The organism is Corynebacterium sp. HMSC27B11 (assembly GCF_001815985.1).
Taxonomy (GTDB): Bacteria; Actinomycetota; Actinomycetes; order Mycobacteriales; family Mycobacteriaceae; genus Corynebacterium.
In genome coordinates this window covers 164,215-177,238 of record NZ_KV823552.1, presented here as the reverse complement: position 1 = coordinate 177,238, position 13,024 = coordinate 164,215, and the positions used below count along the sequence as shown (strand labels likewise).

At 66.1% G+C, this 13,024-nt stretch carries 8 protein-coding genes; 3 read left to right on the top strand and 5 right to left on the bottom strand.

Annotated features, from left to right (window positions below; genetic code table 11):
- Positions 1-78: 78 nt before the first annotated feature.
- On the bottom strand, positions 79-642 hold the full coding sequence (gene ahpC, locus HMPREF3097_RS04365; protein WP_012359441.1) for an alkyl hydroperoxide reductase subunit C: 564 nt from the start codon (positions 640-642) through the stop codon (positions 79-81).
- Positions 643-1,396: 754 nt separating this feature from the next.
- On the opposite strand from ahpC, the gene HMPREF3097_RS04360 reads away from it, so the two are divergent.
- Both HMPREF3097_RS04360 and HMPREF3097_RS04355 read left to right on the top strand, forming a co-directional pair.
- Complete coding sequence (locus tag HMPREF3097_RS04360; protein ID WP_070761212.1) at positions 1,397-2,878, top strand: YeeE/YedE thiosulfate transporter family protein; 1,482 nt, start codon at positions 1,397-1,399, stop codon at positions 2,876-2,878.
- A 97-nt stretch (positions 2,879-2,975) separates the two neighbouring features.
- The gene (locus HMPREF3097_RS04355) at positions 2,976-5,039 is read left to right on the top strand and encodes a vWA domain-containing protein (protein WP_070761207.1); all 2,064 of its coding nucleotides are present in this window, start codon (positions 2,976-2,978) and stop codon (positions 5,037-5,039) included.
- Positions 5,040-5,383: 344 nt separating this feature from the next.
- Here the strand turns inward: HMPREF3097_RS04355 and HMPREF3097_RS04350 are convergent, their stop codons facing one another.
- From HMPREF3097_RS04350 to HMPREF3097_RS04340, 3 genes are all read right to left on the bottom strand, one after another.
- Positions 5,384-7,654, bottom strand: a complete 2,271-nt coding sequence (locus HMPREF3097_RS04350) for a 3-hydroxyacyl-CoA dehydrogenase NAD-binding domain-containing protein (RefSeq protein WP_070761205.1) — start codon at positions 7,652-7,654, stop codon at positions 5,384-5,386.
- Positions 7,655-7,759: 105 nt separating this feature from the next.
- Positions 7,760-8,989, bottom strand: coding sequence for an acetyl-CoA C-acetyltransferase (locus HMPREF3097_RS04345; RefSeq protein ID WP_070761203.1), 1,230 nt, complete (start codon positions 8,987-8,989; stop codon positions 7,760-7,762).
- Positions 8,990-9,118: 129 nt separating this feature from the next.
- Positions 9,119-10,024, bottom strand: coding sequence for a class I SAM-dependent methyltransferase (locus tag HMPREF3097_RS04340; RefSeq protein ID WP_083317947.1), 906 nt, complete (start codon positions 10,022-10,024; stop codon positions 9,119-9,121).
- Between HMPREF3097_RS04340 and HMPREF3097_RS04335 the strand changes: the two genes are divergently transcribed.
- Complete coding sequence (locus HMPREF3097_RS04335; RefSeq protein WP_070761201.1) at positions 10,024-11,211, top strand: glycosyltransferase family 4 protein; 1,188 nt, start codon at positions 10,024-10,026, stop codon at positions 11,209-11,211. The genes HMPREF3097_RS04340 and HMPREF3097_RS04335 overlap by 1 nt on opposite strands.
- Here the strand turns inward: HMPREF3097_RS04335 and HMPREF3097_RS04330 are convergent.
- The gene (locus HMPREF3097_RS04330; protein WP_070761199.1) at positions 11,208-13,004 is read right to left on the bottom strand and encodes an MmpA family trehalose lipid delivery protein; all 1,797 of its coding nucleotides are present in this window, start codon (positions 13,002-13,004) and stop codon (positions 11,208-11,210) included. The two genes, HMPREF3097_RS04335 and HMPREF3097_RS04330, sit on opposite strands and share 4 nt — an antisense overlap.
- Between the last annotated feature and the right edge of the window lie 20 nt (positions 13,005-13,024).

The following is a 13,024-nucleotide window of genomic DNA, read 5'->3' as shown; positions in this document are numbered from 1 at the left end:
GGGCGGGCAGTGAGCCCGCCCGCCCTTAGCATTCGCGGCTGCGAGCTTGAGCCGCTTAAAAGATCTGGAAGCTAAAGGCTAGATCTTGCCAACCAGGTCGATGCCCGGGGTCAGGGTGTCCTGGCCCTCTTCCCACTTCGCCGGGCAGACCTCGCCTGGGTGCTCAGCGACGTACTGGGCAGCCTTGATCTTGCGGACCAGCTCGGAAGCGTCGCGGCCGATGCCCTCGGCGGTCTGCTCGATGTACTGGATGATGCCCTGCGGGTCGACCAGGAAGGTCGCGCGGTCGGCCTGGCCGACGCCCTCGCGCATGTTCTGGAAGTTGCGGGTCAGGTCGCCGTTGGAGTCGCCGATCATCGGGTAGTTGACCTTGCCGACCTCCTCGGAGGACTCGTGCCATGCCTTGTGCACGAAGTGGGAGTCGGTGGAGACACCGTAAACCTCGACGCCCATCTTCTGCAGCTCCTCGTAGTGGTCTGCGAGGTCGCCGAGCTCGGTCGGGCAGACGAAGGTGAAGTCGCCTGGGTAGAAGAAGAAGACGGACCACTTGCCGAGGACGTCGTCCTTGCTGACCTCGGAGAACTCACCGTTGTGGAAAACCGGGTTCTTGAAATCCAGAATCTCAGTGTTGATCAGAGACATATGAACTTCCTTCCTGCTTTGTCGCTTGAATTGTCTGCCCTGTGGTGACCGGGCGCGCAGGCCGTTCGTGGCCTGCGGAATTCCCGGAGTGGGCATTCACTATTTAAGGGTACCTAGCTGCGGCGGGCTTCGCTGCCGTAGCTTCTACCCATTAATATAGCAGAACCTTTTAATAATGCAATACCTAATAGGTGAGGGTTATTAAAAAGCTTTCATTACTGCTTTGCTGGCGGGCTGGAGATCTTGCCATGCGAGCGGTGTGTGCGCAGCGCCGTCACGCGACCGCCATGTGTGCGGTGCTGTCACGCGAGGGGTGTGTGCGCAGCGCTGCCGCGCGAGTCCCGTCATGCGAGCACCGCGTGCGTTTTGCAGAGTTTGACGCCTCGCACCCGGGCCCGTGCGCGTGTCATGCGAGCACTGTGCTCGTTTTGCAGAGTTTGATGCCGGAAATTGGCGAAAAGGCGACATCAAACTCTGCAAAACGGGTCAGGAGGTGGGGTGGGGCGAGCGGGTTGATGCGGGAGCTAGTAAATGGGTATCGGTCAGTGCTTGGTGGAGGAAGGGGCGAGTTGTAGACCGTGCGGTCTTCTTCAATGGGGGTAAAGTTATGCCGGGTTACCTGCGTGAATGATGTCTATGGGGTGAAAACTAGACCGAGTGGTACGTTTTGCGCTTTACAAACTTCCGGCGGGGCACTAATGTTCTCGGCCATACATAGACAGATCGGTTCATTACTGACAGAAAAGAGAGACACATGGTCATCACCGGCCTCGCGCTCGGCGTGGTACTCGGATGGGTTATGCAACGCGGCAGGTTCTGCGTCACCGGCATGATCCGCGATATCTTCCTCAACAAGACATGGCGCGGCTTTACCGCCCTCCTGATCGTCATCGCCGTCCACGCTGTGGGGTTGGCGGCGCTGACCACCGCTGGGGTGATCACCCCGGATTACAAGGAATTCGCCCCGCTGGCCGTGACCCTGGGCGGCTTCCTCTTCGGTGCCGGCATCGTGCTCGCCGGCGGCTGCGCCTCCGGTACCTGGTACCGCTCGGCAGAGGGGCTCATCGGCTCCTGGCTGGCGCTCGTCTTTTACGCGGGTAGCGCCGCCGCCATGAAGGGCGGCGCGCTGAACTTCCTCAACGAAGGCCTGCGCAGCTGGACCCTGCCGCTGACCACCATTAACGCCTCCCTGGGGATTTCCGTCTGGTGGCTGGTGATCCCATTCGCCATCGGCGTGGCCTTCCTGACCCGCCACTTCCTCGCCGAAGAGGCAGCGGCCCCGAAGATGGCCACCCTGAAGCCGAAGAAGACCGGCCTGGCGCACATCCTCGCGGAAAAGCCCTGGCACTTCTACCCAACCGCAGCCATCATCGGCGTGCTCGGCGTGATCGCCTGGCCACTCTCCGCCGCCACCGGCCGCAACGACGGCCTCGGCATCACCAGCCCGTCCTCCAACCTCTCCAAGTTCCTCATCAGCGGTGAGGACACCGTGGACTGGGGCGTGCTGCTGGTCCTCGGCCTGCTGGTCGGTGCATACTTCGCCGCCAAGGCCTCCGGCGAGTTCCGCCTGCGCCTGCCGTCCGCTACCCAGGCTGTGCGCTCCGTCATCGGCGGCATCCTGATGGGTGTCGGTGCCTCCGCCGCCGGTGGCTGCACCGTCGGCAACGGCATGGTCCAGACCTCCCTGTTTAGCTACCAGGGCTGGGTTGCGCTGCTGTTCATCTCCATCGGTATCTGGGCAGCCGCCAAGCTGTGGCTCAAGCCCACCGACGCCGTCCCGGGCCAGAGCGCACAGCCGACGCAGAACACCCCGAAGGCTGACTCTGCTCCGACCGTCGCCGCACCGGCCGCGCAGTCCGCAGAGGCTGCCGACCTGCAGTCCGCCGGCGCCCAGTACGGCTTCCAGACCACCGGCGTGGCCCTCCTGGAGCGTCCGCAGGTTGCGGCGGCCGTCGGGTCGACGTCCGAAAACACCGGCACCACGACGGGCCTGGAGCTGGTCGGGGACCGTACCTACAAGCTGGACTCCCTCGGCGCGGTCTGCCCCTTCCCGCTGATCGACGCCAAGGCTGCCATCGCACAGCTTCAGGTCGGCGACTCCCTGCAGATCGACTTTGACTGCACCCAGGCCACCGACGCCATCCCGCGCTGGGCGGCCACTGACGGTCACGAGGTGACGAACTTCGAGCAGACCGACGAGGCTGGCTGGACGATCACCGTCAAGAAGGGTGAATAGTCCGCTAACGGCACCGAAAAACTAAATAAAAACCCCAGGGGTGGGCGGCTGTTTCCTGCTAACTTTGGAGAACAAAGTAAGGGAAGGAAGCAACCTTATGCGAGCGAGACACCAGCACGCAACGCCACGGGAAGCCAGCACGGCGCCCGCAGCAACGACCCGCCCCGAGCGTAACCCCGGCCATGCTGGCCGGGCACGCAGCAGCGCCACACTGCACAGCAGCGTGAACCTGCGTAGCAACATGAAGCACCGCAGCGCGATGGCCGTCGCCATCGCGCTGTTGCTGTCTCTAGCCGGGATCGTCGTCCCCTTCGAGCAGCCACAGGCCGCGGCGGAAGCCAAGGACATCCCGCCGACCATGCTGATCCTCGACGCATCCGGCTCCATGATGGCCCGCGACGCGGGCGGCCAGACCCGCCTGGACGCGGCGAAGGAGGCGTCCAAGAACTTCTCCCGCTCTGTCTCCAAGGACTCCGAGCTGGGGTTCATGGTCTATGGCACCAAGGTCGGCAATTCCCCGGAGGAGCGGGAGGCCGGCTGTAAGGACGTCACCACCCTGCTGCCCGTGGGCAAGGGCAACGCGGGCAAGATCCCGGGCGAGGTGGACAAGGTCAACGCCTCCGGCCACACTCCCATGGGCCCGGCCCTGAAGCAGGCCGCCAGGGAGCTGCCTAACGAGGGCGAGCGCTCCATCGTGCTGGTCTCCGACGGCGAGGACACCTGCGCCCCGCCGCCGGTCTGCGACGTCGCCAAGGACCTGCACAAGCAGGGCATCGACCTGACCATCAACACCGTCGGCTTCCTGGTCGACCCAGCTGCCCGCAAGGAGCTGCAGTGCATCGCCGAGGCCGGTGGCGGCGAGTACCTGGACGCTAAGGACTCCGAGTCCCTCGCCGAGTCCATGAAGGTTCTGGCGACCCGCACCGCCCAGACCGCGGAGTCCAACGCCCCGGAAATTAAGGGCGGGGACGACGCCGCGTCCGCCACCGAGGTCCCGGAAGACGTCGAGCTCTTCTCCACCCCGCTGCGTGAAAAGTCCGGCGGCGCGAAGAATGACGAGGACGGCGCCGAGTACTTCAGCACCCCCATTGCAGAGGGCGAGCGCCTCGCGATCGGTGTGGCTACGATGCCGCCGCCGTCCCAGGGCAGCGAGATCGGCTTCGGTAAGAACTTCTCGGTCAAGGTCGAGGTCGACGAGCCTCTGTGCTACCTCGCTAACGACAACGACTTCGGAATCATTGACTCCAACGGCCCTTTCTTCGCTTCGTGGACCACACAGCAGGCCGGCGAGGACTGCCCCGCCGGGGACTTCCGCTTCAAGGTGGTGCGCAAAAGTGGCCCTTATAAGGGCAAGGAGATCCCGGCTGAGGTCTCGATCAAGCGCCTGCCGAACGAGGACCTCTCTGAGGTTCCGGAACCCTTTGCGGCGGATAAGGCCGAGAACCGCAAGGAGCCGAGCGCTGCCGGCAAGCCCCGCAAGGTGACACCAGGCGCATGGTTCGACGACGCCACCGAGCTGAACCCGGACGCCAAGGAAACCGTCAGCGCGGACATCGTCCCGGGTGAGGCTCACGTCTACAAGATCAAGACCGACTACGGCCAGCAGCTCCGCGGCGGAATCAAGGTCACCAGCGAGCCACCGAAGGACCATTACGCAGAGATCAAGCAGCTGGACATCAACGTCCTCAACTCCGCCCGCCAGAAGGCAGCGATCGCGGAGAGCGTGCACGTCCGGGAGGGTGAATCCAAGGCCTTCGGTAACCCCGTGCGCGTGAACTACCGCAACATGGTGGGTGACGGGAAGGAACAACCGAGTGACGTCGAATCCCAGAAGGCCTGGCTGGACGGCGAGCAGTACATCGTCATTTTCCTGAACAAGAGCCTCAAAGCTGGCGCTAACCACGACATCAGCAAGGAGAAGAACGCCACCGCCACCTACGAGCTCACCACTGAGCTGGTGGGGGAGAGGATCCCCGGCCCCAGCTTCGAAAAGGTCTCCAATGACACGGAGATTGAGGAGAGCGAGAAGGCGGAGGAGCCGAAGGAGACCGAGCAGGCGGCCGCTGAGGAGGATAGCTCCATCAATTGGTTCCTGATCGGCGCGGGCGTACTCGTGGTGCTCGCCGTGGCCCTGGTGGCCCTGACCCGTCGCGGCCGCTAGAGCTCACGGCATAGACCTATGGTGCTGTGTGTCTCATGGCGCTGTGCCCCGTGGTGCTGTGCCTAACGGATCTGGGCTCGCGGCGCTGGAGCTAGCAGAGCTCAGCGCTAGCGCCCGACGTTAGGGATAAGGCGGGCGGCAGCTCTCCGCCGCCCCGCACCAGCCCAACCGGAATCAACTCAACCGGCACCAGCCCAACCGGAGCCAAGCACAACGAAGCCCCGGCCCTGCCACTGAATCATTCTCAGTGACAGGGCCGGGGCTTTAGCCGTGCCCTGGTGGTACCAGAGGAGTACCAGAGGGCTAGTCGCGGGAAGTCCTGAAGAGCTCCCCGCACCCACCTGCTAGCTCTTCAGGGAGTCCAGCGGGGTGAAGCGCTCGCCGTACTTCGCGGCCAGCTCCTCGGCGCGGGCGACGAAGCCAGCCACGCCGGTGGTCGGGTAGTCCCCGCCGTCCACATCAGCCTTCTTGCCCTCCGGCAGCGCAGCGGCGGCCGGGCGAGCGTAGTTCTTGATGTACTGGCGGGTACCGCCGGTCCAGGCCGGGAAGCCGATGCCCATGATGGAGCCGATGTTGGCGTCCGCGTCGGACATCAGCACGCCCTCGTCGATGCACTTCTGGGTCTCCAGAGCCTCGGCGAAGAGCATGCGCTCCACCAGGTCGACCAGAACCGGGCCCTCGGCGGAGATGGACTCCAGGCCGTGGCCAGCGGTTGCGGACTCAGCGTCCGGGACGGTGATGGATCCGCCGCCCAGCTCATCCCACAGGCCGCGCCACAGACCGGTGCGGCGGCCCTCCTCGTTGTACTCGTAGAAGCCCTTGCCCTCGAGCTTGCCCGGGCGGTCGTAGACGTCCAGCATCTTGTCCACGATCTCGGTGACGCCACCGTCGTCGACGGAGATTCCGGCAGCCTCCTGCGCGGCCTTGGTCTCGGCGCCGATCTTGCGGGCCAGCTTCAGGTTCAGCTCATCCTGCAGCTGCAGCGGCGGTGCTGGGTAGCCAGCCTGTCGGCCGGCTGCCTCGATGACGGCCGGGTCGATGCCCTCGGCCAGCATGCGCATCGCCTCGTTGAGGAAGAAGCTGATGACGCGGGAGGTGTAGAAGCCGCGGGAGTCGTTGACGACGATCGGGGTCTTGCGGATCTGGCCAGTGAAGTCCAGGGCCGCAGCCAGGGTCTCGTCGGAGGTCTCCTCGCCCTTGATGATCTCCACCAGCGGCATCTTGTCGACCGGGGAGAAGAAGTGGATGCCGATAAAGTCCTTCGGGCGCTTCACGCCGGTAGCCAGCTCGGTGATCGGCAGGGTGGAGGTGTTGGAACCCAGGACACAGTCCTCCGGAACCGCTGCCTCGATCTCTGCCCAGACCTTGTGCTTGAGCTCGGTGTTCTCGAAGACCGCCTCGATGACGATGTCACAGTCGGAGAGGTCGGAGTAGTCCACGGACGGGGTGATCCGGTCCAGCAGAGCCTTCGACTTCTCCTCAGTGGTCTTGCCACGCTGCAGCGCCTTGGCCTCCAGGCCCTCGGAGTAGGCCTTGCCCTTCTCCGCTGCCTCCAGCTTGATGTCCTTGAGGACGACCTCCATGCCGGCCTTCGCGGCGACGTAGGCGATGGCGGCACCCATCATGCCGGCGCCGACCATGCCCAGCTTCTTGAACTGCTTACGCGGCACGTCCTTCGGGCGGGAGCCGCCGCCGTTGCAGTACTGCAGGTCGAAGAAGAAGGCCTGCATCATGTTCTTCGAGGTGGAACCGGTGACGAGGTCCACGAAGTAGCGGGTCTCGACGCGGGTGGCCTCCTCGATATTCTTCAGCTGCAGGCCCTCGACGGCTGCGGCGAGGATCGCCTTCGGCGCCGGCATCGGAGCGCCCTTGATCTGCTTGGTGACGTTGGCCGGGAAGGACGGCAGGAACGCGGCCAGCTTCGGGTTGGTCGGGGTGCCACCCGGGACCTTGTAGCCCTCGGTGTCCCACGGCTGCTTCGCGTCCGGGTTCTCCTTGACCCACTTCTTCGCCGCGTCGAGCAGCTGATCAGCCGGAACGACCTCATCGATCAGGCCGGTCTTCAGTGCGTCCTCGGCGCGGAACTGGCGGCCGGTGGTCAGGACCTTCATCAGCGCGTCCTGCAGGCCCAGCATTCGGGTCACGCGGGTCACGCCACCGCCACCCGGCAGCAGGCCGAGGGTGACCTCAGGCAGGCCGACCTTCAGGCCCTTGGCGTCGGAAGCCACACGGTGGTGGGCGGCCAGTGCCAGCTCGAGGCCGCCGCCGAGGGCGGTGCCGTTGATGGCTGCCGCGACCGGCACGCCCAGGGTCTCCAGGGCACGCAGGTCGGCCTTCATTTGGTCGATCTGCTGGGTCAGCTCGGCGGCATCCGCCGGGGTGGCCTGGATCATGGCCTTGATGTCGCCGCCGGCGAAGAAGGTCTTCTTCGCGGAAGCGATCACAACCCCCTTGACCTCGCCGGCCTCGACGGCCTCCTTGACCTTCGCCACGGTGGCGGTGAGGTCGTCCTGGAAGGTGGTGTTCATGGTGTTGACCGGAGCGTTCGGGTCATCCATCGTCAGGGTGAGGATGCCATCGGCGTCGACATCCCACGCGAACATGTTGTTGCTCATTGATTCTCCTGTATTCGAATCTTGCAGTGAGGCAGTGCTCTCAAGCGCTGAATGTTTTCAGTGCTTAAAGCGACTGCAGTGCTTGAACTGTCGGGTGTCGATCGCTTAGACGCGCTCGATGATGGTGGCCACGCCCATGCCGGCTGCGACGCACAGGGTGATCAGCGCGTAGCGGCCGCCGGTGCGGTGCAGCTCGTCGACCGCGTTACCGGTGATGATCGCGCCGGTCGCGCCCAGCGGGTGGCCCATGGCGATCGCGCCACCGCTGATGTTGAGCTTCTCATCCGGGATGTTCAGCTCGCGCTGCGCGCGCAGGACGACGGAGGAGAAGGCCTCGTTGATCTCCCAGACGTCGATGTCCTCCGGCTTCAGGCCGGCCTTGGCCAGCGCGGCGCGGGAGGCCGGTGCCGGCGCGGTGAGCATGATGGTCGGCTCCACGCCGGTGGTGGCGACGGAGACGACGCGGGCACGTGGCTCGAGATCCATCTCCTGGCCTGCCTTCTCGGAGCCGATGGCCAGCAGGGCTGCGCCGTCGACGATGCCGGAGGAGTTACCCGCGTGGTGCAGGTGGTTGATGCGCTCGAGCTGCGGGTACTTCGTCTGCGCGACGGCGTCGAAGCCGCCCTGGTCGCCGATCATGGCGAAGGCCGGACGCAGGCCGGAGAGGGACTCCACGGTGGTGCCCTGACGGATGGTCTCGTCGCGGTCCAGCAGCACCTGGCCGTTCTGGTCCTTGACCGGGACGACGGTGCGGTCGAAGCGGCCCTCCTCCCAGGCCTTGGCGGCGCGCTCGTGGGAGCGGGCGGCGAAGGCGTCGAGGTCCTCGCGGGTCATTCCGTCGAGGCTGGCGATGATGTCCGCGGAGATGCCCTGCGGGATGAAGTCGTTGTAGAAGTTAGACTCCGGGTCGAGGGCGAGGGCGCCGCCGTCGGAGCCCATCGGCACGCGGGACATGGACTCCGCGCCACCTGCGAAGACGAGCTCATCCCAGCCGGAGCGCACCTTCTGTGCAGCGAGGTTGAGGGCGGTCAGGCCGGATGCGCAGTAGCGGTTGACCTGCAGGCCGGTCGCGGAGTACGGCAGGCCGGCGTTGAGTGCGGCGGTGCGGGCGATGTCCATGCCCTGGTCACCGACGGGGGTCACGCAGCCAGCGATGACGTCGTTGATGCGCGCCGGGTCCAGGCCTGGGTTGCGCTCCAGGATGGCCTCGATCAGTCCGCTGAGCAGGCTGACCGGCTTGACGGTGTGCAGGGATCCGCCGGGCTTGCCCTTTCCACGGGGCGTCCGGACGGCGTCGTAGATAAAGGCCTCAGGGGCGCCAGAGTTGCTCGTCATGACAGTCCTTTGGTTCCTATCGTTCGAGAAATGTGTCCTGCATCACTTTAATCTATTTCGGCCCGATAGTTGTACTTTTATTCTCTTCTTTTTAGGACGTCAGTTCCCGCCTCCCCGGGCGACCGCCAGCTAGGCCTTCCGGAACACCAGAACCAGATTGGATACCGCGAACTCCCGCAGCAGCGGAATCCGCACCATCCACCACGCCCACCAGGGGTGATAGCGCGGGAACGCCGCCACCAACTCAGCGCCGCCTGCGGCGGCAACCCGCTGGCCGTAGCGTAAACCATCGGCCGCGGAGACGTTGAATAGTGACTCGCCCCAGCGATTCTTCGGCGGCTTGCCCATCTTCTTCTCGTAGCGCCGGGCCGCGAACTCCCCGCCCACGTAGTGCTCCCACAGGCCCGTCTCGTGGCCGCCGAAGGGGCCGAGCCACACCGTATAGCTGTAGATCATCACCCCGCCCGGCTTGGTGACCCGCAGCATCTCATCGGCCATCACCCAGGGCTCCGGCACGTGCTCGGCGACGTTAGAGGAATAGGTGATGTCGAAGGCGGCGTCGATAAACGGCAGCTCCATTCCGGAGCCCCGCACCGAGGAGGCCAGGGTGATGCCCGCGGCCGCCATTTCGCCCACGTCCGGTTCGCAGGTGACGTACTCCGCGCCCGCGTCGCCGAAGGCGACACCGAAGTAACCAGGCCCGCCACCGACGTCCAAAATCTTGGAGCCAGCGAGCTCCCGTCCCGTCGCGCCGCGCCACAGGGCCTCGATGAGCCCCACCGTGTCCTCGGCGAGGTGGCCGTAGAAGATGTCGGGACGAGTCTGCTCGTAGCGGAAGTCCGAAAGCAAGCCCACCGCGCGGCGCAGGCTGGCTTTCGGGCGCCAAAAGCGCAGGGCAGAATTGCCCGCGGGGGCGGTGAGGGCAGTGCTGACGCGGCGGAAGAATCGCCGGGCGGGGTGCGCGGAAGTCATGGAAGGAATTGTGACATAACCAGAAGTGCTTGGGGGCGAATCCGGGTAGGGTGTGATGCACAATGAGTCGTTCCCTGAAAGTAATTTTGCTGTGCTGGCGCGACACCAACCACCCGGAGGGCGGTGGTTCGGAGCGCTACCTCGAACAGGTGGGGCAGTACCTCGCCTCCCAAGGTCACGAGGTGATTTACCGCACCGCTTACTACCCGGGAGCGAAGAAAACCGAGCACGTCCAGCGCGGCGGATACTGGCTGAAGTTCTCCCGCGCCGGGGGAAACTTGAGCGTCTACCCCCGCGCGCTGCTGGCGCTGCTGGCGGCCCGGCTCGGCCTGCGGGTCGGCGCGATCGGCAAGATGGGAACCCCGGACGTGGTCGTCGATACCCAAAACGGTGTGCCCTTCTTCGCCTCCCTCGTCGCCGGCGCCCCCACCGTGGTGCTCACCCACCACTGCCACCGCGAGCAGTGGTCCGTCGCAGGCCCGGTGCTCTCCCGGATCGGCTGGCTCGTGGAATCCAAGATCTCCCCGCTGATCCACCGCCGCAACCGCTGGGTCACGGTCTCGCAACCCTCGGCAGAAGAATTCGCCGAGCTGGGCGTGCCGGCCGAAAATTTCACGATCATCCGCAATGGCATCGAACCGGTGCCCGAGGCCGCGCGCGGGCACAGCGCCCAGGAGGGGGAGGACAAGCCCGTCTACCTGGTCGCGCTATCCCGACTGGTGCCGCACAAGCAGATCGAGCACGCCCTCGACTGCCTCGCCGCCCTGCAGCGGAGCCACCCCAACCTGCGCCTAGACGTCATTGGCGATGGCTGGTGGTCGGAGAACCTGCGCCGATACGCCCAGGAGCTGGGGGTAGACGGCAAGGTGGTCTTCCACGGCTACGTCAGCGAGGAACTCAAGCACCGCATCCTGCAGCGCGCCAGCATCCACGTCATGCCCTCCCGCAAGGAAGGCTGGGGGCTCGCGGTGATCGAGGCAGCCCAGCACGGGGTGCCCACCGTGGGCTACGAGTCCTCCGCGGGCCTGCGGGACTCCATCGTCGACGAGGAAACCGGCCTGCTGGCCACCTCCCCGGGCGGGCTGATCAACGCCGTCGAACACTTGCTGGACGACCCCGCCCTCTGCCGGCGCATGGGGCAGGCCGCCGAGCGGCGGGCAGCCCAGTACTCCTGGGAAAACACCGGCCGGGCCTGGGAGGAGCTGCTGCAGCAGGTGGCGAAGCCCCGGGAAACCGAACGGCAGGACTAGCCGGACACTTCGGCGACCAGGGCGCGTCGGCGCGCGTCTCGCCGCGCTTGGTCCAGCGACCATAAGCCCGCGCCCAGCGCGGCCAGCTGGGTGATCCAGTACAAGGCCATGCCCGCCACCGCGGGCGTGGAGGGTTTCCTAGCGCCAGCCCCGTCTGGCTGCGGAATGCGGTAGAGCTGCATGCCCTCGACTTCCTCCACCATCGGGTACTCGGCGAGCAGCTCGTCGAGCTGCTGGTATTCCTCCTCGTTGTCACGCATCAGCGGCCGGTCGGCGATCACCCAGCCCACGCCGCTGGCGGACAGCGTGTCCCGGCCCGCCATCGCGTCCTCGATCAGTCGGATCGTGTCCCGATCCCCGTCGACGAGCGTGCCGTCGACGATGAGGAACTGCGGATCCAGCGGCTGCCCCGGCAGCGTCTTCAGCGCCGGGGTGAGGGTCGGCTCGCCGTCCTCACGCAAGCGGTAGTTGCCCGGCGGGAAAAGCAGGATCTTGCTCCGCGGCACACCGGAGATCGTCTCCGAGAAGCTCGCCCACGCCGGGGAGATGCGCTGCGGCGCGGTGGGGGAGACGTCTGCGGGATAGCCCGGCACCGTCGCGATCACCAGCGTGCCGACTGCCAGGGGGATTACCCCGCCGAGCACTCGCGTGCCGTTGGGGGAGAGCTCCGTGCTGGTGGATGCCGCGCGCTGTCGCAACCGCTCCAGACCCACGGCCAGCAGCAGGATCAGTCCCGGCAAAGCCAGCCCCACGAGCTTGTGAGTATCGCGGAATAACGCCACCCCTGACACGTGCGCCACCAGGAAGCGCATCAGTGGCAGCCCCACGGGGGTTGCGAGCAGCAGGGGAACCGTGAAGGCCACAGCGGTGAGCACCGCAACACCCCGGTACACCCGCCACAGCTCCGCAAAGCCCCAGGCCGCGAAAACGAAGAGCGCGAGCCCCGCCAGCGCACCGAGCAGACCCCGGGAGGGCGGGATCGCGCCGGCGTTCCAGATGCCACCCAGCCCCAGCACCGAGACAACCGTGCCGAGCGGGCCGTCCGGCCCCACCGCGAACGCCTCTGCGCCGTTGGCAGTGGACCGGGAGGGCGTGCCATTGAGCAGGGTCACCAGCAGCCAGGGGGCAGCCAGCGCGAGGCTGCTGAGCAGTACCAGGGCGCGGGAACGCACCGTCGGGCTAAACACCAGGGCGACGATCGCGCCCAACACCAGCCCGGCCGGGGTCAGCCCCGCGAGGCTGATCAGCAGCACCTGCGGGCCCCGGAATCCCGTCGCCGCGCAGTAGGCGATCGCCGGCAGCAGCATCACCGCCAGCGCCAGCGACCACTGCCCCTGCAGCAGTCGCTCGATGACGTACGGGTTCCACACCACGAACAGGCCGCACACCAGCTGGGCAGCTCGGTGGGCGCCCGCCATGTCGCGGGCCATCTTCACCGCGCCGAGGATCCCGCAGGCTGCCGCGATCAGGACGAAAGCCGCCGCCAACGTGGTCGCGGGGATGAAGGGGGAGAAGACTCCGAGGATCGCGTCCTGCGGCAACGCCCGCGGCGAGTAGTCCCCCTTGCCGAGCACCAAGTCATTGGTGCTGAGGTTGAAGGGCACCATCATGTCGCGGAGCATGAAAGCCCGGTCCCGGGACGGGATGAGACCCCACCAAAAGGGCCACAGTGTGCTGGCCGTGACCGCGAGGATAAACAGCCCCAGCCCCCATGCCGGAACGCGCGGGGCGGGCTGGCCAGCCTCACCTGTGGCCAGCTCCCGCGTCGGCGTCGAATTAAGGGAAAAGCTCACAATAGAAGTTTAAGCCCGCC